The organism is Lysinibacillus sphaericus OT4b.31, assembly GCF_000392615.1.
Taxonomy (GTDB): domain Bacteria; phylum Bacillota; class Bacilli; order Bacillales_A; family Planococcaceae; genus Lysinibacillus; species Lysinibacillus sphaericus_B.
This window is the reverse complement of sequence record NZ_KB933398.1, coordinates 1,794,168-1,819,247: the sequence shown is the minus strand read 5'-3', so window position 1 is coordinate 1,819,247 and position 25,080 is coordinate 1,794,168. Positions and strand designations below refer to the sequence as shown.

The following is a 25,080-nucleotide window of genomic DNA, read 5'->3' as shown; positions in this document are numbered from 1 at the left end:
AGTATAGTGGAAAGGAGTTCAAAATGCATCCACAGCATCATACTTTATTTATCGATTACTGTGCCTATTTCAATGGCAATGGTGATTATTTCGAATGCCACGAAGTGTTAGAGGAGTATTGGAAAGACATTGCTCCAGGTGATAAAAACCATCCACTTGTTGGTTATGTACAGCTCGCAACTGGTCTCTATCATTGGCGACGTGGCAACTTTACTGGCGCAGTTCGAATCCTGCAAAAATCATTGCATAATCTTCAGGACAATGTTGGTCATATTTTTGTTACTGAAATTGACTATGAAAAGCTTCTCACACTACTAAAGGAAACAATCGCTACTATTCAAAAGGGCAAGTCCTTTCAAGCTTTTCAACTACCGATCAGCCCAACATTGCAAGAACTAACCGTTGTACGTATACAACTTTTACCGTCAAATAATCACGACTATCTTCTTCATAAACATATGCTACGTGATCGCTCACATATTCTTGCTGAGCGACAAGAAAGTAAACAAAGAAAAAGCAGACGTTAATGCTCGTCTGCTCAGACTGTAGACAAACTCAATTTTTTGAGTAGTTTGTCTACATTTTTTTGTTTTCAAATACAAGTATCTATATGAAGCAGTTGCTTTCCGCTACGGCGGACGCTTTTCGCGGGCAACGGCTTCAGTCTCCTCGTCGCTACGCTCCTGCGGGGCCTTCAGCGCATGCGATTCCCGCAGAAGTCGCCGCCTGCGCTCCAACTACAAGTGACCCTCTATAAATGATTGAGATGATGGATAGGAGGACGAACAACTGCTATTGATTTTACTTTTTTATATCCATTAGTAGCATCTCAGATCTCGAAAATACCTAATGTTTACAGTCTTTTTTCTTTTAAAATAGAAGTGTCTTTATGAAGCTGTTGCTTTCCGCTACGGCGGACGCTTTTCGCGGGCACGGCTTCAGTCTCCTCGTCGCTTCGCTCCTGCGTGGCCTTCAACGTATGCGATTCAATCAACTAGTGTACGTCTATCGGTAAAAATTATGAACGTCGCTTTCAAGACTCAGCTAGATTTTCTATCGCATCTTAAAAGAAATTGCTGATTAAGGATTATTGAGCGCTGACCATGTCTTTATTGATTCGACACATGTGAAAGCGCGTGCGAACAAGCGTCAATTTGAAAAGAAAATCGTGCGTAAGGAAACGCGTACATATGAGGCAAAACGTCAAGAAGAGCTGAATCAAGACCGAGTGGACCATGGAAAGAAACTTTTTTCACCAGAGCCGATTGAAAAAGAAGAAATGAAAGAAATTAAGGTGAGTACGTTGGACAACCTTTCGAGGGATTTACAAAATTGTCCATTCAGGCGATGCTTACTTTAGCTGCCATGAGTTGGAAGAAGTTAGCTAATTGGACATGCTTGCTGTAGCATACTACTCTTGTTAATAGGGGTTATTTGTAACGAATATTTCTGATAAAAATTTCAAAAGGTATTCGGAATGTGATCATTCCCGAATACCTTTTGTCGTCAATCTGAGCAGACGTTAACACTCGTCTGCTTTTTCATCATTACATTGTATACATTTTTGAACAAATTCACGTGTTTCATCAGTTGCGCGCACATTTGCGTATTGGCCAAGTTCTGCCACTTCTTGTAGCATTTCCTTCGCTACGCCCTCTCCTCTGTAAGAAGGGATTACGGAAACATGTTGAACTGTTGCTGTATCATTGTCTGTTACAAGACCAACGATCCCCACATATTCTTCATTTTTTTTCCATAAATATAACACCCAATTATCATTATTTTCATAAGATTGGATTGTCTCAGTGAGCTTTTTTATGTCTTTTTCGTTAGGCATAAACGAGAGTAGCCCCATCGCTATTTTCTCGAAAGCTTTTTTATATCGAATTAACATATTTGTCTATTCCCTCTTTTTCTAGCTGTACATAATCTTTGACTATCCTACACGATTTGTACTTTTACCGCAAGTCAATTTCTGTCTTACGAACCAGGTCCGAGAATACCTTTTGAAGCTAACACCCAATAAACAACGCCCCACAACAAAATAAAAGTTGAAATGGACGCAAGTAATACCCATTTATTTTTTCTCAAATTCTACTCACCCTTTTTTAACGTTAGCGGGAGGTCGTTTTGTACAATATCTTCATAACTTTCACGTTTAATCGCTAATTGGTGCTTGCCATTTTCAGCAAATACCACCGCTGGACGTGGAACACGATTGTAGTTACTCGCCATTGAGTATCCATACGCGCCTGTACAGAAGATTGCTAGTACATCGCCAGAAGCTGCATCTTGAAGTTTTGCATCGATGATTAATTTATCGCCTGATTCACATAGCTTCCCAGCAACTGTGTACGTCTCACTTTTCGGTTCATGTGCTTTACTGGCAATAACTGCCTCGTACTTTGCATCATATAGCGCTGGACGAATATTGTCACTCATCCCGCCATCGACCGCAATATACTTGCGCACATCTGGTACTGTTTTTTGTGAACCGATTGTATAAAGTGATGTCCCTGCGTCGCCAACAAGTGAACGACCTGGCTCAATCCAAATTTCAGGCATAGTTAGACCAAGTACAGTTGCTTTGTTTTTTACAACTGTAATCATATCCTCTACATATACTTGTGGCTCAAGCGGTGCATCTTCCTCTGTGTAACGAATACCAAAGCCCCCACCTAAGTTTAACACAGTACAAGTAAAATCGTGAGCCTTGTGCCAATCAGAAATTTTATTGATTAATTTTTCACCTGCTAAGCCAAAGCCAGCTGTATCGAAAATTTGAGAGCCAATATGGCAGTGCAAGCCCAGAAGCTCTAAGTATTCATGATTAAATGTTTGCTGGAATGCTTCATCTGCCTGACCATTATTTAAGTCAAAGCCAAATTTAGAATCCGCCTGTCCTGTCGTAATGAAATCATGAGTATGTGCCTCAACACCTGGTGTAACACGCAATAAAATGCGCATTTTTTGCTGACGGCGCTCTGAAATTTCTTTTAAAAGCTGGATTTCGTAGAAGTTATCCACGACGATACAACCAATTTTCGAGTTAAAAGCTAGCTCTAATTCTTCAATGCTTTTATTATTACCATGGAAATGAATGCGCTCAGCTGGGAATCCAGCTTTTAACGCTGTAAATAATTCTCCACCTGAGACAACATCCAATGATAGATTTTCCTCTGCCGCTAATTGATACACAGCCACACATGCAAATGCTTTTGAAGCATAAGCTACTTCTGCTTTTACACCTAGTTTTTTAAACGTATCTATAAAGCAGCGGGCACGTTTACGAATAAGCGCCGTATCGTACACAAATAATGGTGTACCGTATTCTTTCGCAAGCTCTAGTGTGTCTACCTGTCCGATTGTTAAATGACCATCTTCAGAAATCGCTTGTGTTCCATATAAATGCATGTGCATCTCTCCCTTTTCACATCGTTCCATCCTGTGATCAATGCGGTCCGGCGTCATTGCGTCTAAATTATGAATTATGCTAGCACAATTTATAATATATGCTGAGACTTTGCCTTCGCACGCAAAAACATCTATTGAATAAAGATAATTTTTGCAAAAATCACAAAATACTATATGAGAACTTTATCATATGAAAAAAACGAGTGCAACGGCTCCTATGACCTTTTTCGCTGTTTGGAAGCGACGATATAAGGTCTTAGTGCATCGGCTGTCATTGGGAAACGGACAAGGACACGAAGCATCGCATTTGGGAAGAACGGGATAAGTGGCCATAAATATGGCGCTTGTAATGGACGCAGTGAACATAAATACGTAAATAAAATAAAAAATCCAATAAATAGACCATCTGCACCCCAAATACCTGTCATAATTAACAACACTAACCGCAAAAGCTTGATAGAAATACTTAACTCATAGGACGGAATAATAAACGTAAGAATGGCCGATACAGCCGTATATAACACAACTTCTGATGAAAATAGGCCAACATCAATCGCAATTTGACCAATAGCTACACCCGCAACTAAACCCATCGCAGTGGATAAAGGAGACGGGGTGTGAATGGCGGCCATCCTCAAATATTCAATCCCAATATCTGCAATAAGCACTTGCAGTAAAATCGGCACATGAGATTTTTCTTCAGCACCTAAAAATGAAAGTGATTCAGGTAATAATGATTCATTTGTTACAAATAAATACCACAAAGGCAATAATAGTAAACCCATTATCGTACCGAAATAGCGCATAAATCGGATAAATGTCCCTACAGCAGGTGCCTGCCTGTACTCCTCAGCATGCTGTAGTAAATGAAAAACCGTTGTCGGGACTAAAATAACAGATGGTGAGGTATCCACCAAAATAGCAACATGCCCTTCAAGTAAATGCGCTGCTGCAATGTCAGGACGTTCTGTATAACGTACGAATGGAACTGGGTGGAACTTTTGCTTAAATAGCCACTCTTCTAGTGATTTATCAGCCATTGTGAGGCCATCATGATTAATTTGTCCGAGACGCTGTCGTAACTTTTCGAGTATTTCATCATTCGCAATATCCTTCATAAACGCCAGTGCGACATCCGTTTGGCCGATTTTGGATATTTTATGTAGCTCGAAACGTAAATTACTATTGCGAATTCGCCGACGAATTAAAGCCGTATTTTGTGAAATCCCTTCAATAAAGCCATCCCTTGAACCACGGATAACCTTTTCATTATCAGGTTCTTCTGGTGAACGCCCTGGATAATTTCGAAGTTCTGCAACATAACAGAAACCACTTTTCGTTATAAATGTTACTTGCCCACTTAAAATGGCCAACAAATAGGCTTTGCGCTCTGTTTCCTCAGAACGGCCATGAAAATTGAAGTAGGCTTCAAAATATTCCTTCTCATCTTCTATGTCTACCTCTTCATCAGGCAACATACTTGAAAGTAATTGCGTTAACGCTTCTCCATCCACCAGTCCACTTATATAGGCACAAAGGACCGGCAAATCTTTGACAAATAAATGTTTGATGCCTACGTCAAATGATTCGCCGTCTCCAAATTGCTCTTTAAGAAAATCTTCGGCTTCTTCTAAGCTGCTAAATAGTTTATTTGTCATGCTGTCACCATTTTCTTAGATGTCTTTTTTAACTACGTACTCCTCGACTGTGGCACTTGTGGCCATCCAGCTCTTTAATTGTGCCAGTATCTTTTTCTCTAAACGTGATACTTGCACTTGCGAAATACCTAGCCGATTTGCAATTTCTGTTTGCGTGCAATCAGAAAAATAACGTAAATAAATAATGGATTGCTCTCTTGGATCAAGTCGTGTGAGCACTTCTTTTAACGGTATATAGTCAAACGGCTGCTCGGATTTTTCATCCTTCATTTGGTCCATTAAGGTGATGGAATCCCCTTCACTCTCATACAATTGCTCATGTAAGGAAGCGGGATCCCTTAGGGCATCAGAAGCTGTCACAATTTCTTCAGCCGTGACACCTAGTACCTGTGCTAATTCCTGAATAGTCGGCGGATGTTCATTGTTCTTGATAAACTCATCGGTTGCATGGCGAATTTTAAAGTTGAGCTCCCGTATGGAACGGCTAACCTTCACCATGCCATCATCCCTTAGAAAACGCTGAATTTCTCCGATAATCATCGGTACCGCATATGTTGAAAACTTCACATCATACGTTAAATCGAATTTATCTACCGACTTCATGAGCCCAATGCAGCCAATTTGAAATAAATCCTCGAGCTCTACGCCCCTTGTTGTAAAGCGTTGGACGATGGACCACACAAGCCTCGTATTCCCTTCAATCATTCGTTTACGAGCCTCATGATCGCCCTGCTGTGAAAGCGCAATTAATTCACGCATTTCTTCCTGTGACAATAGCTTATCGGACGACTGTTCTAGTGGCTTCATGTTCGCATCCTCACATGACCGCTGTACGAACCGAGTAAAATTTCTTCGTAAACGTTACAGTTGTACCTTCTTGCCACTTAGACATAACTGTCAACTGATCAGAAAAACTATCCATAATTGTAAAGCCCATACCCGAACGCTCCATCGCGCTTTTCGTTGTAAACAACGGTTCCATCGCACGACTCACATCCTCTATACCCATTCCGTTATCCATAACAGACACGGTTACAATATCGTCCTCACGTTTTGCATGAACTGTAACAACACCCTTACCATCCTCTTCATAACCATGAATAATGGCATTAGAAACAGCCTCCGAGACAACCGTTTTAAATTCCGATAGCTCATCAATCGTTGGATCTAATTGTGCGATAAAGCCTGTCACAGCAACACGTGCCAAGCCTTCATTCTCACTAATTGCTAAAAAAGTTAATGTCATTTCGTTATCCATTTACAATCCCCCTTACTCGCTCAATCGCCTCTTCTTCGGTTGCATCCATCATCCACGGACCTAAGCCTGAAAACTGGAATACTTTTCGCATTGTCGGCGATGGATTCAATAAAATCGTTCGTCCTGCGACAGCCTCTAACTCACGCATTCGCCCCAGCACTAAGCCGACTCCCGAACTATCCATAAAGGACAGTCCTTCTAAGTTCCAAATGATAGTCGATACCGCACCTTGAAAAATCGCTGATGAAATTTTTGCTCGAATTTGTTCTACTGCATGATGATCGAGCTCCCCATATAAACGTATAACTACTGTCTCTCTTGTTACCATTTCAAATTGAAAATGCATGAACATCGCCTCCTCCTCGTGCAATTCTCCGTTCTATGCTGTGAATCCTTGCAACTGACAGAACTAGTGCAAAGTCTTCCGAAATAGTGTCAAATCGACATACTTATGGCTTTTTAGGTTATGTGCAGTATGGGATAAATGAATTTTTTTTAAACGTAGGTCACACATTTTGCGTGCACACTGGTCTTGAGGTTTGTTTTCATTGCGTTCAAGGATTGATATTAATGAAGGAAAGAAGACTTTTAAAGAACTGTGAAATACCTGTAGAGGGAGACTGTTTACCCGCGAAATTAGGGTAAATTCCCGCGAAGAGTGCCTTTTACCCGCGAACTCGCGGAGCAAAAGCGAATACCGTCAAATCACAAAAAAAGAGAACCCTTCTAAGTTAAGAAGAGTTCTCGTTCAATATTAGTTATGCAATTGAATAGGCTTTCTGTACTTTATTGATTGTTTCTTCATCAATTTCACGATTTGAATATAAATAAGCAAGGGTTTCGCCTGACTTCACAGCATCGCCTTTTTTTGCCACAAGTTGAATGCCTGCATCATAATCGAGTGTAGATTCCTTCGTTAAACGCCCTGCGCCTAGTGCAACACTTGCCTCACCGATTAATAAAGCATTAATCGTTTCTACAACGCCGTTAGTAGTGGCTTTCACAGCCACCTTATTGGCTGTGTCATTTTGAATGATATCTGCTAAATCACCGCCCTGCGCCACGATAAATTCCTCAAATTTTGCCACAGCAGAGCCATCCTCTAACACGCGCTTGACAGCAGCAGTTGCCGCCGCTTCATCCTCTCCAGCTGCCACTTGATACATGAGAGAAGAAATAATGATGCATTCCTCAAGTAAATCTGTGTGTGTTTCGCCCATGCGACCACTAAGCAATGAATGTGCCTCCACTACTTCAAGCTTATTACCAATCATTTTCCCTAACGGATTATCCATATCACTAATGTGCGCGACTACTTTACGCCCTAGCTTTTCGCCAATTGCTGTCATCGCATCTGCTAATTTCTTCGCTTCTTCTTCCGTCTTCATAAACGCACCTGAGCCACATTTCACATCTAGCACGATACCATCTGCACCACTTGCAATTTTTTTGCTCATAATCGATGCGGCTATTAAAGGAATTGAATCGACAGTACCAGTCACATCTCGTAATGCATAGAGTTTTTTGTCGGCAGGTACAAGATTACCTGTTTGACCTGCAACCGCAATTTTATGTTTATTGACATTATCGATAAACTCCTGTGACGAAAGCTCCGTTTTAAAGCCTCGAATAGCTTCTAATTTATCGATTGTACCGCCAGTAATACCTAAGCCTTTGCCACTAAACTTCGCTACAGGAATACCTAGTGAAGCAATAATTGGTGTCACGATAAGCGTTACTTTATCACCCACACCGCCTGTGGAGTGCTTATCAATTTTAAAGCCGTCAATGGATGTTAGATCGATCACATCACCTGAGTCAATCATGGCCTTTGTTAAATAAAATGTTTCTTCATCCGTCATGCCAATTAAACGAATGGCCATTAGTAGGGAACTCGCTTGATAATCAGGAATAGAACCTGTTGTGTAGCCTTCTACAAAGTAGTTTATTTCAGCTTGCGTAAGCTCTTCGCCTTGCTTTTTCTTTTCAAACAGCTGCGTCATATTCATACGAAAATCCCCCTTATTTCAGATCATTTAAGAAACTTTTACCAAATGGTGGTGCTTCGACACCAAAGTTTTCAGCGACAGTTGCGGCAATATCTGCGAAAGTATCACGTAAAGCAAGCTCATTGCCGCCTTTAAAACGAGGTGAATAAACAATTAGGGGAACAAATTCACGTGTATGGTCTGTCCCAGGGAATGTTGGATCATTGCCATGGTCTGCCGTAATTATTAGTAAATCGTCCTCTGTCATTGCCTGTACAATTTCTGGGAGACGTGCGTCAAATTCTTGTAAAGCGTTGCCATAGCCAAGTGGATCACGACGATGCCCGAAATTTGCATCAAAGTCTACTAAATTTAAGAAGCTTATACCGTGAAAATCACGACGTGCAACCTCTGCAAATTTATCCATACCATCATTATTATTTTTTGTACGTATTGCATCTGTTACACCCTCACCATTGAAAATATCAGAAATTTTTCCGATGGCAATAACGTCTAGATTGGCATCCTGCAATGCATTCATCGTTGTACGACCGAATGGTTTTAATGCATAATCATGACGATTTGACGTGCGTGTAAAGTTTCCAGGTGTACCAACAAACGGACGAGCAATGACACGTCCAACTAAATACTCTGGTTGCAACGTTAATTCACGTGCGATTTCACAAATCTTATATATTTCCTCAAGTGGAATTATTTCTTCGTGTGCAGCAATTTGTAGTACAGGGTCAGCAGATGTATAAACAATCAATGCTCCTGTTTCCATATGCTCCTGTCCAAAATCCTCAATAACCTGTGTACCACTTGCAGGTTTATTGCACAGTACTTTACGGCCAGTACGCTTTTCTAGCTCCGCAATAAGCTCTGCAGGGAAGCCATCCGGATACACTTTAAATGGTTTATCAATATTCAACCCCATGATTTCCCAGTGTCCAGTCATTGTATCTTTACCAACTGAGGCTTCCTGCATTTTTCCGAAGTACGCTTTCGGGGCATTGCTTGCTTGCATTCCTTGTAGTGGCTCAATATTTGCTAAACCGAATGATTCCATGTTCGGCATTGTAAGCCCATTCATTTTTTCAGCGATATGCCCCAATGTATGGGAGCCCACATCTCCAAAGTTTGCAGCGTCTGGTGCTTCACCAATACCGACTGAGTCCATCACCACGACGTGGATTTTTTTAAATGTATTATTCATCATATATTGCCTCCTAATCTCACGACTCTATTTTACCAAAAACCAGTGAAAAATAAAGGTCAGACATCCGACTAAGGTAAAAATAATTACGCGCGTGGATGGAATTGCTTATATACCTCGGATAGTCGTGTTTTGCTAATATGTGTATAAATTTGTGTTGTAGATATATCAGCGTGTCCCAACATTTCCTGAACCGCCCGTAAATCCGCCCCATTTTCCACTAAATGTGTTGCAAAAGAGTGTCGCAATGTATGCGGTGTTAACTCATGTTGGATGCCTGCCTTTAGAGCATGCTCCTTCATTAATTTCCAACAACCCTGCCTTGTTAAACGTTTCCCTCTTTGATTAATAAAAAATGCATCTGTTTTTGGGTATTTCCCTTGCAATTGACCTCGTGCGCCGTCCAAATAAGCACTTAATGCTGTCAGGGCACTTTTGCCGAGCGGTATAATACGTTCCTTACCTCCCTTGCCAAACACACGGACAAACCCCATTGTTAGGTGGATATCGGCTAAATCAAGCGCAATTAGTTCGCTAATACGCATCCCTGAGCCGTATAATAGCTCAAGCATAGCTACATCGCGAACACCCTGAGGCTTACTACGATTCGGTGCTGTCAGTAAGGATTCGATTTCTTCGATAGAAAGGATATTCGGTAGCTTTTGTTCAATAGTTGGCATTTCTAAATGCACAGTTGGGTCTTTTTCCGTACGTTTTTCACGTAGAAGAAATTGATGGAAACTACGAATGGAGGAAATATGGCGCGCTACAGTACGACTCGTCTTACCTTGCATGCGTAGCTGCTCTAAATGGCGTAATATAGTTGTTCGTTCCACTTTACCGAAATCAGACATTCCTTCAGCTTCCTGTAAGAATCGCACATAATTCTCTAAATCTCGGCGATAGGATGCTAATGTATTAATAGATAATTGCCGCTCAACTTGGATAAAATGGATATAATCCTCTATTGCATAGTGAAATTCATTCATCACAACGCCCCCTTACTGTCAATTATTCTCTATTTTAGCACGCATACTAAGAAAAGTGCTAAAAACGCCTTCCATGTGTTGTCACGCTAATACTCCCAACTATGCGCGTTGCTGTTGATGATTCGTTCTTTATCAAAAAACTTGCCTCCTCTACCATTCGAGAAGACAGACAGTATATTCGACTCAATTTTTAACAAAACAAAAAAACTGTCTGATTTAATCCATTCCTAGATTTCATCAGACAGCTTCTCGTTATTGTTCTTCATCATTTCCGTCGATTTTATCATGACAGCGCCAGCAGATACCGTGGAAAGTTAGTCTGTGGTCCTTTATGATAAAGTTCCAACGCTTTTCAACAACGGCTTCCACATCTTCAAGTAAGTCTTCTTGGATTTCATCAACAGCACCACATTCAATACAAACAAGATGATGATGGAAATGCGCAGCTCCCTCTTGACGTAAATCATAGCGTGATACGCCATCGCCAAAGTTGATTTTGTCGACAATTTTGAGCTCTGTTAGTAACTCTAACGTTCTATAGACAGTAGCTAAACCAATTTCAGGCGCTTTATCTTTTACTAAAAGATAAACATCTTCCGCACTTAAATGGTCCTCTTCATGCTCAAGCAATACAGCAACTGTTGCTTCTCGCTGCGGCGTCAGCTTGTAACTAGCACTATGCAACTGTTTTTTTATACGATCAATTCGGCTTTCCATGTGACGCCCCCCTAAACTCTTTCCATTATACCAAAGGAGTAAATCCTATTACAAGATAGTGATTAGTTTTCAAATATGTCATTTCATATTTTTACCTGTGGCAACACTTTTACAAATTTATTAATCATTTTAATACATACGATATTACAATAAACTCAGCAACTATTATGATGAAAAAAGCAATAAAATTCAACAAAATTGTCCGCCCATTCATCTTTTTCCCGATTTTTCGCTTCGACCAAGCGGGAACAAGTAAATTGCAAAGGACTAGCAACAATATACAATAGATGAGTTGAAATGGGAACCACCAAATCGTATAAAGCCAAAATGCTTCTAGTTTTTGGAGTAAAAATACCGAGCTAAAGCCAAAAAAAGTTGCGCGCATAGCGACCGTGACGCGCACTAAAACTTTCAGCACGCTATGTGTTGCAAGCAATAGCACAATGACAACGGAAGCAGCAACAGGCAATACTAACCGAAAAATGGACTGCCTGTCCCCATCTGCTAAACGTGGTTCTATAAACAAAATAAAAGGCTCTGCATTCGCCCCACCAATAATATGAAAGCAGATGACGCCACAAACGAAGCTCACTGCAACAATCGATGCGTGATAAAATATAGAAACCGTACGAGACATAAGCATGCTCCTTTTCTATCAAGGTTTGTACAGCTTATGCTCGTCCGCTTCTATTATGCTAAAGTTTGTTTGACTTATTGTAGCGCAAGCCAAAGTACTGCAAACGCAGTCTTGGCGTCGTATATACGCTCATCAGCGACCATCGCTTGTGCCTCTTCCAACGAAACTTCTAGTAATTCGACAAACTCATCTTCATCTAAATCTGCTTTGTTTTCAATGTTGTATAAATCCTTCGCTACAAAAAGATGAATGACCTCGTCCGCAAAGCCTGGTGACGTTGCAAAAGTTTGTAAAAACGTAAATTCCTTTGCACCATAACCCGTTTCTTCTTCTAATTCTCGACGTGCTGTAACAATCGGCTCCTCACCTGGTTCAAGCTTCCCCGCTGGAATTTCGATAATTGAACGTTCAAGTGCTTTACGATATTGCTCAACCATCACAAGCTTGCCTTCATGCGTAATGGCAATGACCGCTACTGCACCTGGATGCTTGATAATTTCCCGTTTAGCCATGTTACCATTCGGTAATATAACATCATCTACCTGTAGTTTCACAATTTTCCCGTCAAAAATAGCGGTTGACTGTGTCGTTTTTTCTTCAAACTTTTTCATCTGCTCCAACCTCGCTTGTTCTTCAGATACGTTCATTGTACCATTACAAGGAGAAGATTCGAAGGAGGTTATTGACATGAAAAAAAGACAACTCGGCTCGAGTGATTTGTTCATATCAGAAATTAGCTTAGGGGGTATGTCTCTTTCGACAGATAAGGAGCAAGCAGCTGGCATTGTCGACATGGCGCTAGACGCTGGTATCAACTATTTCGATACAGCTGATTTATATGATTTGGGCGTCAACGAGGAAATCATCGGAGAAACTTTAGGAAAACGCCGACAGGATATTATTTTAGCGACAAAGGTCGGCAATCGCTGGACAGAAGGAGTGAAAGGTTGGCACTGGGATGCCTCTCCTTCGTATATAAAAAAAGCACTACATGCAAGCTTACAACGGCTAGGTACAGATTATATTGATGTCTATCAGCTACACGGAGGTACGATAGAGGATGAATGGGCTGGCATTATCAGTACATTTGAAGACTTAAAAAAGGATGGGCTAATTCGACAATACGGCATTTCTTCCATTCGACCAAATGTATTGAAGCGGTTTTTACCAACAAGTTCAGCGAAAAGTGTCATGATGCAATATAGTGCGCTCGACCGTCGTCCAGAAGAGTGGCTAGATTTTATCGCAAGCAATGGCGCTTCTGTCGTTACACGAGGTACCGTTGCAAAAGGTTTATTGACAAATACTCGGGAAAAACGTTTGCAGGGTGACAATGGCTATAACTCCTACACGACAGATGAGTTATCGACAACATTAACAGGTTTAGCAAGACATTATGACGATTTACATGCGCTCGCATTAGCTTTTAATCTGAAAGAATCGGCTATCGCCTCAACCGTGGTTGGTGCCAGCTCACAGGAGCAACTTGCACAAACACTTGCAGCCTATGAAAAATCTATAGGTATATTGAATTTTGAAATAGCCAATGAACTGACAAAAGCCGAACAATATCAAGATCACCGATGAAAAAATGGCTTATCTTACTTACATTTTTAGTCATACTTATCATATCCTCCAGCATGACGTACGAACAACAGTCTATCGTTCCTGAATTAGAGGAAATTTTGGCCAATAAGCCTTTTGAGCAACAATTGTCTCGACTACATATCCCCTATTGGGACACTGTTGTTTCTATCGAAGAGCGTGGCTACTTTAAATTTGTAGAGTTTTTAATCCGCAAGCTTACACATTTTGTTGGGTTTGGCTGTATAGCACTTGGACTCTATTTCGCATGGGGGAAACGTCGACATGCTGCGGGTGTTGCTATCCTTGGCACAATGCTTATAGCTTTGTTGGATGAATTTCGCCAAAGCTTTACACCCGGTCGCTTGATGAGCGCTCAAGATGTATTAGTCGACACAGCTGGCGCGATTGTTTTTGTTGGAATGGTCGTGCTAGTGGGAAAAATTCGCAAGGCATTTATGGGGATACGCCGTCGATAAGTTGCTCAACTCGCAATGTATCATAGATAGTGTGAAGCACTGCTCACTTTTAATAATAAAGTCTTAAAATATAAATAGTATACTAGAAGTACAGTTCAATACTCCTAGTATACTATTTTTTTGATATCAAACTAAAAATCCGAGTAGACTCCTATGTTTTATGGGGCGAAAGCGAAAAGTCTATATCGTAAGTTAATTGTTTGAAAGAATTTTTCTGACTGGCCCATTTGCTCTTATTCTTAAATTCTTTTTAAAGATTCATTGTTTTAGTAGGTGCGATTCTAATTGCGACCAAAATTGTAATGTTATCCATCATGTCGGCAACATATTTCAAAAAAATCTCCAAAAATATAATTCTTCCGTTTCTTTAAATAATTCTGCTCCGGCTTTTTCTAACACCTTGTGGGAGGCTATATTGTCTTTTTCAGTATCCGCAATGACATAGGTGACATCCGGCTGACTTAATAACCAACTTTTCATCGTATCAATCGTTTCTGTCATATAGCCGTTTCCCTGATATGATGGATAGGTATAGTAACCAATTATGACTTCCCCCTTGTCATTTGGAAGCCCTTTAATCATGATACCGCCAACAGAACTGTTATTATCTTTCGACACGATTAACCAATTCGTGTGCCATATATAATTGTGCTCATCTGCCAATAATTTCGAAAGTCTGTATTTCAAAGCATGTCTAGTTTCATCATCAAGAAGTACCTCTTCATTACTTAATGATAACTCTACTGCCAGTTCCTTGTGATGATCCATTAGTAATTTCAGATTGTTAGCGTTTAATGGGATTAATCTTAGTCTTTTTGTGCTTAATTCAATCATTTTTGCTCTCCTATCATAATTTAAATGTCTGTAACAAAGACTAAAAACTATTCTATAAAGAGTTATATGTTATTGGCAGTTCTCCTAGTAATTTTTTCTTACATACAGGAGGTAGGAAACACCTTGTAAATCTCCTATTAGAAGTCAATTCATTTTATCATCCGCAAGTTTACCTGTAAATATTTTCGAAAAATAGATGCTACTTACACCCTATTATCTACTTAATAATGAATAAATATAAGTGTCATGAGCTTTCCCATTTTGATACATATAGTCCCTCAATATGCCCTCTTGTTGAAAGCCAATTTTCGTTAATAATTTGTTCGATGCCTCATTTTCAATAAATACAACAGCACCAACGCGCGTCAAATCTAGTTCTTTAAAACCATACGATAAAACGCTTATTATTGCTTCCGTAGTATAACCATTTCTCCAGTAATCTGGATGTATTTCATAACCAATTTCGGCACGTTTATGTTTAGGTAGCCATGAATTAAAGCCGATTGTACCAATGATTCCAGTACTGCCCTTTATTTCTATCCCCCAACGAATGCCTCTTTTTTCCATATAGATTTTCGAGAAGAATTCAACGAACTGTTCTGCTTGTTCCACACTTTCCAATGTATCTTGCCCATAAAATTGGGTGACATCATTGTTGGAGAAACAATTAAAAATCCCCTGTGCATCTTCTTTTTTAATTTCCCTTAATAGTAGTCTTTCTGTTTCTAATGTAGGAAACATTTCATCTCTCCTTATGTAATTTATAAGAGTTTATTATTTCACTAGTTAAGGATACTGATTCTACAAATAAATCCAAAAACCTTTATTACTGAACAATCATTTTAATTGCAAAGCTTTATATACTGTTCGCGTCATGATCAAATGCTACGCCATTGAGCATAAAACCATCTATAGTGCACACATTACTACTAGGAGGTGAAAATCCATGCATAAAAATAACAAAAAGACGATGAGCGAAAAAAAGCACAACCCTTCTGAAATTTTCAAATACAACAATACTAGTAATGACAGTAAGCCTGACAATACCCCAAATGAAGAATTCTCTGCTGAATGGGATGCAAAAGTAAAAAATAAAATTGATCTATCTAGTCAGGACACACCACCACAATCCAACAAAAGAAAATAGTATTCAAAAATGATAAGGGCTCGACTTAGATTGTAGATAAACTCTTAGCAAAAACGAGTTTATCTACAGTCATATTTCTTTCGTCTAGAAAAAGCCACTCACTTTCCACCGATGAACCGTCTAGTCTTCTCCTTCACCACGCTCTGTACGGGGTCTAACTCGCTCATTGTTCCACAAGAAGTTTCGCAGTTTTTTCCCTCGCTATATTGAATTTTTAAAAAATGCCAAAAATTTAAATAAATTGCATCTTCCTTTAGGGTGGTGAGGTATTTTGCAAAGATTAACATTGTATTGTTGCTCTTATCTTTTTTTATGCCACTTCCCAATACTTACGCTGAAACGGAAAATCTGAAGCAGGTACAGATTATTGTCATACATTAGAACTAGCTTTAATAAACAGTCTTCGTTCAACAATTGATGAAGCCACTGGTGAACTATATAAAACCTCTCAGATTTACCACAATGGGCAGCTTGGGATACAAAAATAATAAAAATTAAACAATTATATGGTATTGGCGGGGCATATGAAGTCACATTAGAAATAAATACTTATTTTGGACCACACAATAGTTTTGGAGTCGATCAAGTAACCATTGAAATGAAATCATTTTAAGCATATTAAGGACACGTTTCACACTTTAAGCGAAATAAAAAAACAGTGAACCCCACATGTGGATTCACTGCGTTCATTAGAATTTCGAGCCTTTATCACCGTAGTCGTTTAGTAATTCCTCAAACGATTTATTTTTTTCACGTTGCTTGCGCTCAAAGGCTTGCTTAGCTTGGCGTTCTTCCTCTGCTGCCTGCTCTTTCGCTGTTAGATCTTGCTTAGCAGCTTTTAACTTGGCAAGCACGTCACCACCTAACTGATCGGCTAATGTAACTGCCTGCTGCTTTGGTAAACCTGCTGTTAAGCTATCGTCTACTCGCTGTTGCTGTTTTCGTTTTTTTCCCATTTTATTCACCTTCTATATATCTATTACACCTTAGCGTAATTCCGTCCAGATTAGCTTTAGTAAGCGTCTGTGACATCTGCTAGAGGTTTTTTCATTTAATTTAGTGACGTATGAACGACTACTAAATTAAATGACGATTACGGGCGTTGTACAACTGTTGCTACGCCCTGCCCACCACCGATACATAGTGTAGCGAGACCCATTTTAGCATCGCGTTTTGCCATCTCATGTAGTAGCGTAACTAAAATGCGTGCACCACTCGCACCAATCGGGTGACCAAGAGCAATTGCTCCCCCGTTCACATTTAGTTTATCATGATTGAAGCCTAATTCGCGATCAACAGCAATTGATTGTGCCGCAAACGCTTCATTTGCTTCGATTAAATCGACATCTGTTAATGATACATTAGCTTTTGCCAATGCTTTTTTCACCGCAGTTACAGGGCCTGTGCCCATTATCGATGGGTCCACACCTGAACTTGCATTCGCTGTAATTTGTGCCAGTGGTTCAATACCAAGCTCTGCCGCTTTTTGTTTCGACATGACAACAACTGCTGCAGCACCATCATTTATGCCAGAAGCATTTGCTGCTGTCACGGAGCCGTCCTTTTTAAAAGCTGGACGTATTTTCGATAATGCTTCGGCTGTAACGCCTGCACGCGGGAATTCATCTTTATCAAAAATAATAGGTTCTCCCTTGCGTTGAGGAATTTCAACAGCTACGATTTCATCATTGAATTTCCCTGCCGCTATCGCCGCTGCTGCACGTTGCTGCGAGCGCGCAGCAAAAGTGTCTTGCTCGTCGCGTGAAATCTCATAAGCGTCACATAAATTTTCTGCTGTGATACCCATGTGATAGTCATTGAATGCACACCATAAGCCATCATGGATCATTGTATCAACCACTTTCTGATCACCCATACGGAAACCCTCGCGTGCGTTTTTTAAGACATAGGGTGCTTGGCTCATATTTTCGAAGCCACCTGCCACGATGATATCGGCATCACCTGCTAAAATTGCCTGTGCTGCTAAATGGACAGCCTTCAATCCCGAGCCACAAACTTTATTGATTGTTAATGCAGACACTTCATGTGGTAGGCCTGCTGCAATTGCTGCTTGACGTGCTGGATTTTGTCCAAGCCCAGCCGATAAAACATTCCCCATAATGACTTCGTCGACTTGCTCACCTGCTACGCCAGCACGTGCTAATGCCTCTTTAATAACGATGCTACCAAGAGTTGTTGCCGGCACATCCTTTAATGTTCCCTGGAATGAACCAATTGCAGTACGCACGGCACTTACAATTACTACCTCGTTTGTCATAACCATTCTCCCCTTTTCCCCGTTCAAAAATCAACACTGCATGCATATGCTACTAGCAGATATGTATATTTTAACAAATATTTTGACGATTTTCGATAACAGAAATAATCGCACTTTTTTAAAAGTTATTGTAAAATGTTGTCGTGTTTTAAACAATCTTTGTTGGGAACATTACAAGTAAGAAAATGCTTTCGCAGCTAAGAGCAACCTACCTTGTTCGTGTGGCGCGAATGTCTAGACAACAAATGAAATAGGACGTGGAGGTGTTGAAGATGAAAAAGAAAATGCTGTTATTTTCAGGTATTACAACGACGCTTGCCGCTGCAGCAACAGGTCTGTTCGGTTTTGCGCTTTCCAATAAATTAATGTACATTCAGCAAAAAGACCCAGAATTTATTCGTGAACGTGAAACATCTGCCAAACGTTTCGACGAGGTTTGGTACAATCAAAATTTCAAATGCGAATTAAATATCGATTCTCCCAATGGCTATTCCATTCGAGGAATTATGTTTCAGCCACTGCAAACAAATAATACCATCATCATCAGCCATGGTGTAACGGAAAATAAAATTAACTCCGTCAAATATGCACGCCTTTTTGAAAGGCTTGGCTATAATTCCGTTATTTTTGACCACCGTAGACATGGGGAGTCAGGTGGTAAAACTACGAGCTATGGCTACTATGAAAAAAATGACCTTGATGCGGTTGTCAAAACCGTTAAAGCGATGATTGGGGAAAATGCCATTCTGGGTATTCATGGCGAATCAATGGGTGCTGCCACAATGTTACTGTATGCAGGAAGCGTAGAGGATGGAGCTGATTTTTACATTTCTGACTGTGCATTTTCAGATTTTTCGATGCTGCTTAAACAAATTGCCAAAACGGAATTTAAGTATGGCTCAATCATTCCAATTGGATTTGCGGATTTTTTTGTACGCCTTCGTGATGGCTATTCGTTTAAAAGCATTACGCCTGCTGAAGCTGTAACTCATATTGAAAAACCGGTGCTCTTTATCCATAGTATCCCCGATACATTTATCCCAGCTGCCATGTCACTGGACTTATACAATAAAAAAATGGGTCCAAAAAAATTAAAACTTTTCGATGCGGGGGCACATGCGCAGTCCTTTAATGAAAATATGGTTGAATATGAGGAATTGATACATGAATTTTTAGAAAGTTTTATCTACCAAAAAATTAATCATGAGTCTTCGTCTTCAAATGTCATTCCATTTCATTTTTAAGGGATGCTTTCTTAGATTACAATGTAAATTCGATTTACATGCAGCAAGGAGCTGTCTCAGAATTGTTAGAGACAGCTCCTCTTATTGTTTTTATTCGGCAAAAACGATATGCCATTCATCGCGTTTTGCTAAAAATTCTTGTGCTAGTGCTTGTGCACCTTCAAGACTATGGCTTGCTGCCCAGCCACACTGTACTTCATTACAAGCAGGTACCGCTGTTGCTTTTGTAACATCCGTAAATGTTTTTTCTAAAATATTTAACAAATCCTCATAATCATTGTGATTTATTAATGAAACGTAGAAGCCTGTTTGACATCCCATTGGACTAAAATCAACGATATTATCTGAGTAATTTCGGATAATGTCCGCCGATAAATGCTCTAAGGAATGTAAAGCCGGCATGTTCATATGTTCCTTGTTTGGCTGTTTGAAGCGAATATCGTATTTGTATACTTCATCGCCATTTTTTCCTGCTTTTACTCCCGCTAAACGAACATACGGTGCCTGTACTTTCGTATGATCTAAATCAAAGCTCTCTACATTTGTTTTTTCTTTTTGCAAAACGAACAACTCCTTTTTTTATATTATTTCTATTATAACGAGTTTTCCGATAGAATTATATGATTTTTATGAATTATACAAAAAATAACTACAGAACTTAACTAAATTCATAAAAAAAAGCAACCAGCCCGGCTTGGACTTGTTGCTCCTTAAAAATCCCCATTTATTTTTGGACTTTATTCATTTGTGCCATCATTTGACGTACTTGTTTTTCAGACGGAGTACGACCCATTTGCGCCATCATCATACGAATCATTTGTTCGTTAATCGGTGGGTTTTCTTTTAAATATTTCATCATAGCTTGACGAGCGAAATAGAAACCAAGCGCTGCCCCTGCTGCTAAAGCGATAATTACGATAATAATCCAAATCCAAGTTGCCATCTTGCCAACCTCCTCCACTAACAATATACCGAGAAAAAACTCTCCACGCTCCATTATACACAAATTAGTAGCGTGTTACTATATATTGTCGTGAAATTTCCTAGTGCATTGTGTACTTCATCGGCTTCAACCAACCGCACTCATTCTCTTGTTTATTAAAAGCAATAAAGCGCTCACTCATTTTTGCCAGCATTTGAAATAGATCCAAATCTAACATACGTGATCCCTCACAATAGACGCAGATTTTACGTTCCACTAAATAAATAGCCATTTTCCCTTTTATCGGGTGTTCTAAAAATAAGGCATTGCGGGTTTTCTCTAAATGTGCATACTTTGAATCTAGCTGCGCCTCTAGCATGGCAGCAATTTCATCGAAGTGAATTGTTTCACATATATATGCGAGTTCCTTCAAGGATTTCTCATTGGCATCTTCACAGCCCTGCATCATTTCTAATAACTTACGTTCTCTACCGAAAATAAACGTTAAATGCTCTTCTTTTATTTTATATATGGAATAGGTTCTCACCAGAAATCCCCCTTCGCTCAGTTTCTTTATCGTAAGTATAGCCTATTCAAAGTCGTTAATTTGTCAAAAGAAGGAGGCATTCATCTTCTATTTTTGTCGAAAACCTTCTAGTTTCGGCTTCTTAGAATTCACTCAGCCTCTAGACCTAGAAGAAAATCCATTTCCAGTCCGTTTTGGGAGAGCTTTCAAACAGGTAGTATAAAGGTACAAACGAAAGGAGCTAATCCATATGAAAAAATTTCTTTTACTAACTGGCGGCATTATCGCAGCATGTGTCGCACTAGCCTTAATCGGACCACTTGCAGGTCTATTATTTTCAGGCGTACTGGTAGCACTTGGTATGCACTTCTACATCGCAAGCAAATCGACATTCGCTAAAATTATTTGGGCGACGGTTGGGCTTATCGGTGTTCTCTCAGCAGTATCCAACATTCCAGCAATGATTGGTCTAGCAGCTATTGCCACTATCTATGTCATCTATAAAAAATGGAATGGCGAAGATGTTAAAATTCCAACAGTTGAGGCAAAAGAGGAAGACCCATTCACTAACTTCGAAAAAGAATGGTCAAATTTAACGAAATAAAAGGAGCGAATTAACATGAACTTATTCCAACGTTTTAGATACACAATTGAGGCAGACTTACATCAAGTATTTGATAAGAAGGAACAAAAAAATCCAATTGCGATGTTAAACCAATACATTCGTGAGGCGGAGAAACAAACAGAACAAACAGGCAAATTATTAGAGCGTCAGGGTCAGCTAAAAGAAAAGCTAGAAGTGGAATTCAAGGAAAATGCAGAATTACTAGCAAAACGTGAAACTCAGCTTCAATTAGCAAATACAAGTGGCGAGCAGGATTTAATTGAATTCGCTACAGATGAAGTAGCAGCATACACAGCTCGCAAAAACACATTACAATCGAGCATTGAAGCAAGCACACGCGAATACTTTGAGCTTGAGCGTAAATTCGAAACAATGAAGCACAAAATTAAAGATATGAAGGTTCGTCAGTTACAACTGATGGGCAAAGAAAATGTGACAAGAGCACATCATCAAATGGATGGTATGCTTGCCAAAAACAATAAAGCCAATTTCGAGGATTTGGAATCATACATCGATAAGCTGGCATTCCAAATTGATAAAGATCATGAAGTGACTACTTTTGAAGCACGCCTTGCAGCATTAGAAAAAAATGCGACAGATGCTAGTTCACCACTACTAATCGAAAACAAATAACATGTTATAATGGAAAGAAATGCGCCACATTTAGCGGCGCATTCTTTCACGTTTTGTATTAGAGGGATGTTATTTCCCTCTCTCATACTATTAAGTAGAAAGAAGGGTGACCCTCTTGCAAAATTTCACAACAAATAAACTCACATTTTGGGTACTGTGCTTCTTTTTACTCGTTTTTGTGGAGCTCACAATTTTTAATAACGGCGGTGCTTTTTGTTTATTGATTGGGGCTGTACTTCTTTATTTAAGCTTTTCAAAAAATGTACGATTTTTCAAATGGACAGGAATTTTCTTTATTGCGATCGCACTCTTTACGATGTGGAGTTTGCGCCTATTTATCGTCTTACTGCTCTTATACATGCTGTATCATTATTTGCAAAAAGAAAACGAACCTAAAGTCGTAACATTAGAATTTGAAAAGCTTCCCGCAAGTAAAAATGATATATTTGGCACAATGCCTGCACCTGTAGAAGCCTATAAATGGCAGGATGTACAAATCCAACGACTTGCAGGTGATATTACAATAGACACGACACAAACGATTTTACCAGCTGGCACGAATCTAATTACAATTCGACAAGGTATCGGCAAAGTACAAGTTTATGTCCCATATGAAATTCCCTTCTGTTTACATTATACGACGTTGTTTGGTGAGTTAACTTGCTTGCATGCTGGTCCGCAGCGGCTCCTTAATGAAAGTGTAGTTTTCTCTGACGGAAACCCTGAGGATGCAAAACGTACACTCGTTATTCATGTGGCTACATGGCTTGGGGATTTGGAGGTGTTGCGAAAATGATTGCCTTTCTTTCAAGAGTTTTTACCTTGTTCTTTATTTTAATAGGTGCTGCATTCGGTCTCCTGTTTGCAGTGTGGGGCGAACCAAACGAGAAAGTTTGGCAACCTTTATGGCAACAAAATTACGATAATATTCCGTTAGGCGGCGTAATTTTACTTAGTCTTTTTGCACTTAGTCTACTGATAGCGAGCTGGATTAGTTTGACGGCAAGGGCAAGAGAAGCGCAAGCGACCCGATTTGTGAAGGAATTAGTTGAACCTGATTTTATGCTACCAAAAAAACAGGCACTGCCAAAACCACTGAAAAAAGCACTCGTGCAAACAAGCGAGCTAATCGATACACAGCGGAAAAGCCTACAGCGTCTTTCCAATGAACGTGCTGAAGCCAATGATAAAATTATCCAAGAGCGTATTATCGCTGAACGTCAACGTCTTGCCCGCGAGCTCCACGACTCAGTATCCCAGCAATTATTCGCTGCTTCGATGTTGCTTTCGGCTTTAACGGAAAGCGATGAAAATGCTAAAAGTCTAAAGCAGGTCGAAAAAGTCGTGCAGCAGGCTCAGCTTGAAATGCGTGCCTTACTGCTACACTTACGACCTGTTGCTCTGCATAATAAAACCCTCGCACAGGGCTTAGAGGAACTAATTATAGAGCTACAGCAAAAAGTATATTTCCATATTGAGTATGATCTAGAGGAAATGGCTTTAACTAAAGCAGAAGAAGATCATTTATTCCGCATTGCGCAGGAAGCTCTATCAAATACATTGCGCCATTCTAAAGCCACTGAGGTTGAATTACTACTCGTTGCTCGAGATGATTTAGCCATCTTACGTATTCAGGATAATGGTCTCGGCTTTGATGTTGAAGCGGATAAATCAACTTCTTATGGCTTACAAAATATCGCTGAGCGTGCGGTTGAAATTGGCTGTACGTACAAAATTGTTTCTGTACCTGGAGAAGGTACAATAGTGGAGGTTAAAGTCCCACTGCACAAGGAGGTTGTTGAAGTTGATTCAAGTATTAATAGTGGATGACCACGAAATGGTACGAATTGGTGTGTCTGCTTATCTCTCAGCACAGCCTGATATTACCGTTGTTGGTGAAGCTGAAAATGGTGTGGAGGCTGTTGAACGAGCGCTCGCCCTACGCCCTGACATTATTCTAATGGACAATGTCATGCCTATTATGACAGGTGCAGAGGCGACTGTTAAAATTCTAGAGGCATGGCCTGAGGCGAAAATTATGATGGTGACAAGCTTTTTAGATGATGACAAAGTCTATCCGGCACTAGAGGCTGGTGCCATTAGTTATATTTTGAAAACCTCAAACGCCAAGCAAATAGCCGACGCGATTCGAAAAACAATCGGTGGTGAAACCGTTTTGGAACCAGAAGTAACTTCCAAAATGATGCACCGTATGCGTTACGGTACGAGTAAACCACTCTATGAGCAGCTAACGGACCGTGAAATGGAAGTATTGCTGTTAATGGCACAAGGCAAAGCTAACCAGGAGATTGCTGATGACCTATACATTGCTTTAAAAACTGTAAAAACACATGTCAGCAATATACTCGCTAAACTGGATGTCCAGGACCGCACACAAGCCGTTGTCTATGCCTTCCAAAATGGTTTGGCGAAGTAGATTTTTTTCGATTTCACAAAGCTTTCAGCGTAGTATGTGATGTTATCAGCGATTTTTGGACTTCTATCAGCGGTTTTGGGATCTCTATCAGCGATTTTTGGACTTCTATCAGCGGTTTTTGGACTTCTATCAGCGGTTTTTGGACTTCTATCAGCGGTTTTCGGATTTCTATCAGCGGTTTTCGGATTTCTATCAGCGATTTTGGATTTCTATCAGCATTTCCATTTATCTGCATTTTCCCAAACAACGCAGTTTCACCCTTCGACTACTAGAAACTAAAAAAAGATCCATGAATGCCATGGATCTTTTAAACGTCCTAAATAAAACTAAGTAAATATTTTTTTAGTTCAAGCTTATGCAAATCCATTTCAAAAATATCCAGATTTTGTAAGGCACATTGCACTGACTTTGTTATGCCTATTTTAGGATCAGATAACGTATCGTCTAAATCAAATAAAACAACGCTATACTTTTTCATAAGTTAATAGAGTTAC

Annotated in this window: 30 protein-coding genes and 3 pseudogenes; 12 read left to right on the top strand and 21 right to left on the bottom strand. The window is 39.9% G+C overall.

Annotation, left to right across the window (positions count from 1 at the left end; translation table 11 throughout):
* Positions 1-23: 23 nt before the first annotated feature.
* Together H131_RS08300 and H131_RS23040 are read left to right on the top strand one after the other, a co-directional pair.
* Complete coding sequence (locus H131_RS08300) at positions 24-527, top strand: DUF309 domain-containing protein (RefSeq protein ID WP_010858652.1); 504 nt, start codon at positions 24-26, stop codon at positions 525-527.
* A 483-nt stretch (positions 528-1,010) separates the two neighbouring features.
* Positions 1,011-1,309 (top strand): annotated as a pseudogene (locus tag H131_RS23040) (IS5/IS1182 family transposase); the annotation flags it as partial.
* 213 nt (positions 1,310-1,522) lie between these two features.
* On the opposite strand, the gene H131_RS08290 reads toward H131_RS23040, so the two are convergent.
* The 12 genes from H131_RS08290 to H131_RS08235 form a co-directional block, all read right to left on the bottom strand.
* On the bottom strand, positions 1,523-1,894 hold the full coding sequence (locus H131_RS08290; protein ID WP_010858650.1) for a GNAT family N-acetyltransferase: 372 nt from the start codon (positions 1,892-1,894) through the stop codon (positions 1,523-1,525).
* A 200-nt stretch (positions 1,895-2,094) separates the two neighbouring features.
* Positions 2,095-3,414: a diaminopimelate decarboxylase gene (gene lysA, locus H131_RS08285; protein WP_010858649.1), complete on the bottom strand. Its 1,320-nt coding sequence runs from the start codon at positions 3,412-3,414 to the stop codon at positions 2,095-2,097.
* Between the two features lie 215 nt (positions 3,415-3,629).
* Positions 3,630-5,072, bottom strand: coding sequence for a spore germination protein (locus tag H131_RS08280; RefSeq protein WP_010858648.1), 1,443 nt, complete (start codon positions 5,070-5,072; stop codon positions 3,630-3,632).
* A gap of 15 nt (positions 5,073-5,087) precedes the next feature.
* The gene (gene sigF, locus H131_RS08275; RefSeq protein ID WP_010858647.1) at positions 5,088-5,879 is read right to left on the bottom strand and encodes an RNA polymerase sporulation sigma factor SigF; all 792 of its coding nucleotides are present in this window, start codon (positions 5,877-5,879) and stop codon (positions 5,088-5,090) included.
* Positions 5,880-5,889: 10 nt separating this feature from the next.
* Positions 5,890-6,330, bottom strand: coding sequence for an anti-sigma F factor (gene spoIIAB / locus H131_RS08270; RefSeq protein WP_010858646.1), 441 nt, complete (start codon positions 6,328-6,330; stop codon positions 5,890-5,892).
* Positions 6,323-6,676, bottom strand: a complete 354-nt coding sequence (gene spoIIAA, locus H131_RS08265; protein ID WP_010858645.1) for an anti-sigma F factor antagonist — start codon at positions 6,674-6,676, stop codon at positions 6,323-6,325. The genes spoIIAB and spoIIAA overlap by 8 nt, the downstream gene beginning before the upstream one ends.
* A gap of 412 nt (positions 6,677-7,088) precedes the next feature.
* On the bottom strand, positions 7,089-8,339 hold the full coding sequence (locus H131_RS08260) for a thymidine phosphorylase (protein WP_010858644.1): 1,251 nt from the start codon (positions 8,337-8,339) through the stop codon (positions 7,089-7,091).
* Between the two features lie 13 nt (positions 8,340-8,352).
* Complete coding sequence (deoB, locus tag H131_RS08255) at positions 8,353-9,534, bottom strand: phosphopentomutase (RefSeq protein ID WP_010858643.1); 1,182 nt, start codon at positions 9,532-9,534, stop codon at positions 8,353-8,355.
* A gap of 86 nt (positions 9,535-9,620) precedes the next feature.
* Positions 9,621-10,523, bottom strand: a complete 903-nt coding sequence (gene xerD / locus H131_RS08250; protein ID WP_010858642.1) for a site-specific tyrosine recombinase XerD — start codon at positions 10,521-10,523, stop codon at positions 9,621-9,623.
* A gap of 252 nt (positions 10,524-10,775) precedes the next feature.
* Positions 10,776-11,240: a ferric iron uptake transcriptional regulator gene (fur, locus tag H131_RS08245; protein WP_010858641.1), complete on the bottom strand. Its 465-nt coding sequence runs from the start codon at positions 11,238-11,240 to the stop codon at positions 10,776-10,778.
* 124 nt (positions 11,241-11,364) lie between these two features.
* Positions 11,365-11,877 carry a hypothetical protein gene (locus H131_RS08240; RefSeq protein WP_010858640.1) on the bottom strand — a complete coding sequence of 171 codons (513 nt, stop codon included), beginning with the start codon at positions 11,875-11,877 and terminating at the stop codon, positions 11,365-11,367.
* Between the two features lie 74 nt (positions 11,878-11,951).
* Entirely contained in the window at positions 11,952-12,488 is a 537-nt protein-coding gene (locus H131_RS08235; protein ID WP_010858639.1) for an NUDIX domain-containing protein, read from the bottom strand.
* 76 nt (positions 12,489-12,564) lie between these two features.
* On the opposite strand from H131_RS08235, the gene H131_RS08230 reads away from it, so the two are divergent.
* Both H131_RS08230 and H131_RS08225 read left to right on the top strand, forming a co-directional pair.
* The gene (locus tag H131_RS08230) at positions 12,565-13,464 is read left to right on the top strand and encodes an aldo/keto reductase (RefSeq protein WP_010858638.1); all 900 of its coding nucleotides are present in this window, start codon (positions 12,565-12,567) and stop codon (positions 13,462-13,464) included.
* The gene (locus tag H131_RS08225) at positions 13,461-13,940 is read left to right on the top strand and encodes a VanZ family protein (protein WP_010858637.1); all 480 of its coding nucleotides are present in this window, start codon (positions 13,461-13,463) and stop codon (positions 13,938-13,940) included. The genes H131_RS08230 and H131_RS08225 overlap by 4 nt, the downstream gene beginning before the upstream one ends.
* A gap of 330 nt (positions 13,941-14,270) precedes the next feature.
* Here the strand turns inward: H131_RS08225 and H131_RS08220 are convergent, their stop codons facing one another.
* Together H131_RS08220 and H131_RS08215 are read right to left on the bottom strand one after the other, a co-directional pair.
* Positions 14,271-14,774: a GNAT family N-acetyltransferase gene (locus H131_RS08220; protein WP_010858636.1), complete on the bottom strand. Its 504-nt coding sequence runs from the start codon at positions 14,772-14,774 to the stop codon at positions 14,271-14,273.
* Positions 14,775-14,987: 213 nt separating this feature from the next.
* Positions 14,988-15,515: a GNAT family N-acetyltransferase gene (locus H131_RS08215; RefSeq protein ID WP_010858635.1), complete on the bottom strand. Its 528-nt coding sequence runs from the start codon at positions 15,513-15,515 to the stop codon at positions 14,988-14,990.
* A gap of 205 nt (positions 15,516-15,720) precedes the next feature.
* Here H131_RS08215 and H131_RS08210 point away from each other — a divergent pair, with 205 nt between their 5' ends.
* Together H131_RS08210 and H131_RS26085 are read left to right on the top strand one after the other, a co-directional pair.
* Positions 15,721-15,921, top strand: coding sequence for a hypothetical protein (locus H131_RS08210; RefSeq protein ID WP_010858634.1), 201 nt, complete (start codon positions 15,721-15,723; stop codon positions 15,919-15,921).
* Between the two features lie 475 nt (positions 15,922-16,396).
* A pseudogene (locus H131_RS26085) lies at positions 16,397-16,534 on the top strand (DUF3888 domain-containing protein); the annotation flags it as partial.
* Between the two features lie 76 nt (positions 16,535-16,610).
* On the opposite strand, the gene H131_RS08200 reads toward H131_RS26085, so the two are convergent.
* On the bottom strand, positions 16,611-16,877 hold the full coding sequence (locus tag H131_RS08200) for a YqkE family protein (protein WP_010858632.1): 267 nt from the start codon (positions 16,875-16,877) through the stop codon (positions 16,611-16,613).
* A 137-nt stretch (positions 16,878-17,014) separates the two neighbouring features.
* Entirely contained in the window at positions 17,015-18,199 is a 1,185-nt protein-coding gene (locus H131_RS08195; RefSeq protein ID WP_010858631.1) for an acetyl-CoA C-acetyltransferase, read from the bottom strand.
* Between the two features lie 272 nt (positions 18,200-18,471).
* Here H131_RS08195 and H131_RS08190 point away from each other — a divergent pair, with 272 nt between their 5' ends.
* Entirely contained in the window at positions 18,472-19,443 is a 972-nt protein-coding gene (locus H131_RS08190) for an alpha/beta hydrolase (RefSeq protein WP_010858630.1), read from the top strand.
* A gap of 90 nt (positions 19,444-19,533) precedes the next feature.
* Here the strand turns inward: H131_RS08190 and H131_RS08185 are convergent, their stop codons facing one another.
* From H131_RS08185 to sirA, 3 genes are all read right to left on the bottom strand, one after another.
* Positions 19,534-20,004 carry an S-ribosylhomocysteine lyase gene (locus tag H131_RS08185; protein ID WP_010858629.1) on the bottom strand — a complete coding sequence of 157 codons (471 nt, stop codon included), beginning with the start codon at positions 20,002-20,004 and terminating at the stop codon, positions 19,534-19,536.
* A 163-nt stretch (positions 20,005-20,167) separates the two neighbouring features.
* Positions 20,168-20,386, bottom strand: coding sequence for a YneF family protein (locus H131_RS08180; protein WP_010858628.1), 219 nt, complete (start codon positions 20,384-20,386; stop codon positions 20,168-20,170).
* Positions 20,387-20,486: 100 nt separating this feature from the next.
* Positions 20,487-20,912: a sporulation inhibitor of replication protein SirA gene (gene sirA, locus H131_RS08175; protein WP_010858627.1), complete on the bottom strand. Its 426-nt coding sequence runs from the start codon at positions 20,910-20,912 to the stop codon at positions 20,487-20,489.
* Positions 20,913-21,141: 229 nt separating this feature from the next.
* Here sirA and H131_RS08170 point away from each other — a divergent pair, with 229 nt between their 5' ends.
* The 5 genes from H131_RS08170 to H131_RS08150 all read left to right on the top strand — a co-directional run bounded on the left by H131_RS08170 (position 21,142) and on the right by H131_RS08150 (position 24,586).
* Positions 21,142-21,495: a lmo0954 family membrane protein gene (locus H131_RS08170; protein ID WP_010858626.1), complete on the top strand. Its 354-nt coding sequence runs from the start codon at positions 21,142-21,144 to the stop codon at positions 21,493-21,495.
* Positions 21,496-21,510: 15 nt separating this feature from the next.
* Positions 21,511-22,149 carry a PspA/IM30 family protein gene (locus H131_RS08165; protein WP_010858625.1) on the top strand — a complete coding sequence of 213 codons (639 nt, stop codon included), beginning with the start codon at positions 21,511-21,513 and terminating at the stop codon, positions 22,147-22,149.
* Positions 22,150-22,264: 115 nt separating this feature from the next.
* Positions 22,265-22,945 (top strand): cell wall-active antibiotics response protein LiaF, encoded by a 681-nt coding sequence (gene liaF / locus H131_RS08160; protein ID WP_010858624.1) that lies wholly within the window; start codon positions 22,265-22,267, stop codon positions 22,943-22,945.
* Entirely contained in the window at positions 22,942-23,979 is a 1,038-nt protein-coding gene (locus H131_RS08155; protein ID WP_010858623.1) for a sensor histidine kinase, read from the top strand. The genes liaF and H131_RS08155 overlap by 4 nt, the downstream gene beginning before the upstream one ends.
* A complete protein-coding gene (locus H131_RS08150) occupies positions 23,954-24,586 on the top strand; it encodes a response regulator transcription factor (RefSeq protein ID WP_010858622.1) in 633 nt (210 codons plus the stop codon). The genes H131_RS08155 and H131_RS08150 overlap by 26 nt, the downstream gene beginning before the upstream one ends.
* A gap of 13 nt (positions 24,587-24,599) precedes the next feature.
* On the opposite strand, the gene H131_RS08145 is transcribed toward H131_RS08150, so the two are convergent.
* Both H131_RS08145 and H131_RS25285 read right to left on the bottom strand, forming a co-directional pair.
* Positions 24,600-24,833 (bottom strand): hypothetical protein, encoded by a 234-nt coding sequence (locus H131_RS08145; RefSeq protein ID WP_010858621.1) that lies wholly within the window; start codon positions 24,831-24,833, stop codon positions 24,600-24,602.
* Positions 24,834-24,932: 99 nt separating this feature from the next.
* A pseudogene (locus H131_RS25285) lies at positions 24,933-25,064 on the bottom strand (HAD family hydrolase); the annotation flags it as partial.
* Positions 25,065-25,080 lie beyond the last annotated feature (16 nt).

What these genes read in the sequence shown, in the direction of transcription:
- H131_RS08300 (WP_010858652.1), top strand. Translation starts at nt 24, where the DNA reads ATGCATCCACAGCATCATACTTTATTTATCGATTACTGTGCCTATTTC.
- H131_RS08290 (WP_010858650.1), bottom strand. Translation starts at nt 1,894, where the DNA reads ATGTTAATTCGATATAAAAAAGCTTTCGAGAAAATAGCGATGGGGCTA.
- lysA (WP_010858649.1), bottom strand. Translation starts at nt 3,414, where the DNA reads ATGCATTTATATGGAACACAAGCGATTTCTGAAGATGGTCATTTAACA.
- H131_RS08280 (WP_010858648.1), bottom strand. Translation starts at nt 5,072, where the DNA reads ATGACAAATAAACTATTTAGCAGCTTAGAAGAAGCCGAAGATTTTCTT.
- sigF (WP_010858647.1), bottom strand. Translation starts at nt 5,879, where the DNA reads ATGAAGCCACTAGAACAGTCGTCCGATAAGCTATTGTCACAGGAAGAA.
- spoIIAB (WP_010858646.1), bottom strand. Translation starts at nt 6,330, where the DNA reads ATGGATAACGAAATGACATTAACTTTTTTAGCAATTAGTGAGAATGAA.
- spoIIAA (WP_010858645.1), bottom strand. Translation starts at nt 6,676, where the DNA reads ATGCATTTTCAATTTGAAATGGTAACAAGAGAGACAGTAGTTATACGT.
- H131_RS08260 (WP_010858644.1), bottom strand. Translation starts at nt 8,339, where the DNA reads ATGAATATGACGCAGCTGTTTGAAAAGAAAAAGCAAGGCGAAGAGCTT.
- deoB (WP_010858643.1), bottom strand. Translation starts at nt 9,534, where the DNA reads ATGAATAATACATTTAAAAAAATCCACGTCGTGGTGATGGACTCAGTC.
- xerD (WP_010858642.1), bottom strand. Translation starts at nt 10,523, where the DNA reads ATGAATGAATTTCACTATGCAATAGAGGATTATATCCATTTTATCCAA.
- fur (WP_010858641.1), bottom strand. Translation starts at nt 11,240, where the DNA reads ATGGAAAGCCGAATTGATCGTATAAAAAAACAGTTGCATAGTGCTAGT.
- H131_RS08240 (WP_010858640.1), bottom strand. Translation starts at nt 11,877, where the DNA reads ATGTCTCGTACGGTTTCTATATTTTATCACGCATCGATTGTTGCAGTG.
- H131_RS08235 (WP_010858639.1), bottom strand. Translation starts at nt 12,488, where the DNA reads ATGAAAAAGTTTGAAGAAAAAACGACACAGTCAACCGCTATTTTTGAC.
- H131_RS08230 (WP_010858638.1), top strand. Translation starts at nt 12,565, where the DNA reads ATGAAAAAAAGACAACTCGGCTCGAGTGATTTGTTCATATCAGAAATT.
- H131_RS08225 (WP_010858637.1), top strand. Translation starts at nt 13,461, where the DNA reads ATGAAAAAATGGCTTATCTTACTTACATTTTTAGTCATACTTATCATA.
- H131_RS08220 (WP_010858636.1), bottom strand. Translation starts at nt 14,774, where the DNA reads ATGATTGAATTAAGCACAAAAAGACTAAGATTAATCCCATTAAACGCT.
- H131_RS08215 (WP_010858635.1), bottom strand. Translation starts at nt 15,515, where the DNA reads ATGTTTCCTACATTAGAAACAGAAAGACTACTATTAAGGGAAATTAAA.
- H131_RS08210 (WP_010858634.1), top strand. Translation starts at nt 15,721, where the DNA reads ATGCATAAAAATAACAAAAAGACGATGAGCGAAAAAAAGCACAACCCT.
- H131_RS08200 (WP_010858632.1), bottom strand. Translation starts at nt 16,877, where the DNA reads ATGGGAAAAAAACGAAAACAGCAACAGCGAGTAGACGATAGCTTAACA.
- H131_RS08195 (WP_010858631.1), bottom strand. Translation starts at nt 18,199, where the DNA reads ATGACAAACGAGGTAGTAATTGTAAGTGCCGTGCGTACTGCAATTGGT.
- H131_RS08190 (WP_010858630.1), top strand. Translation starts at nt 18,472, where the DNA reads ATGAAAAAGAAAATGCTGTTATTTTCAGGTATTACAACGACGCTTGCC.
- H131_RS08180 (WP_010858628.1), bottom strand. Translation starts at nt 20,386, where the DNA reads ATGGCAACTTGGATTTGGATTATTATCGTAATTATCGCTTTAGCAGCA.
- H131_RS08170 (WP_010858626.1), top strand. Translation starts at nt 21,142, where the DNA reads ATGAAAAAATTTCTTTTACTAACTGGCGGCATTATCGCAGCATGTGTC.
- H131_RS08165 (WP_010858625.1), top strand. Translation starts at nt 21,511, where the DNA reads ATGAACTTATTCCAACGTTTTAGATACACAATTGAGGCAGACTTACAT.
- H131_RS08155 (WP_010858623.1), top strand. Translation starts at nt 22,942, where the DNA reads ATGATTGCCTTTCTTTCAAGAGTTTTTACCTTGTTCTTTATTTTAATA.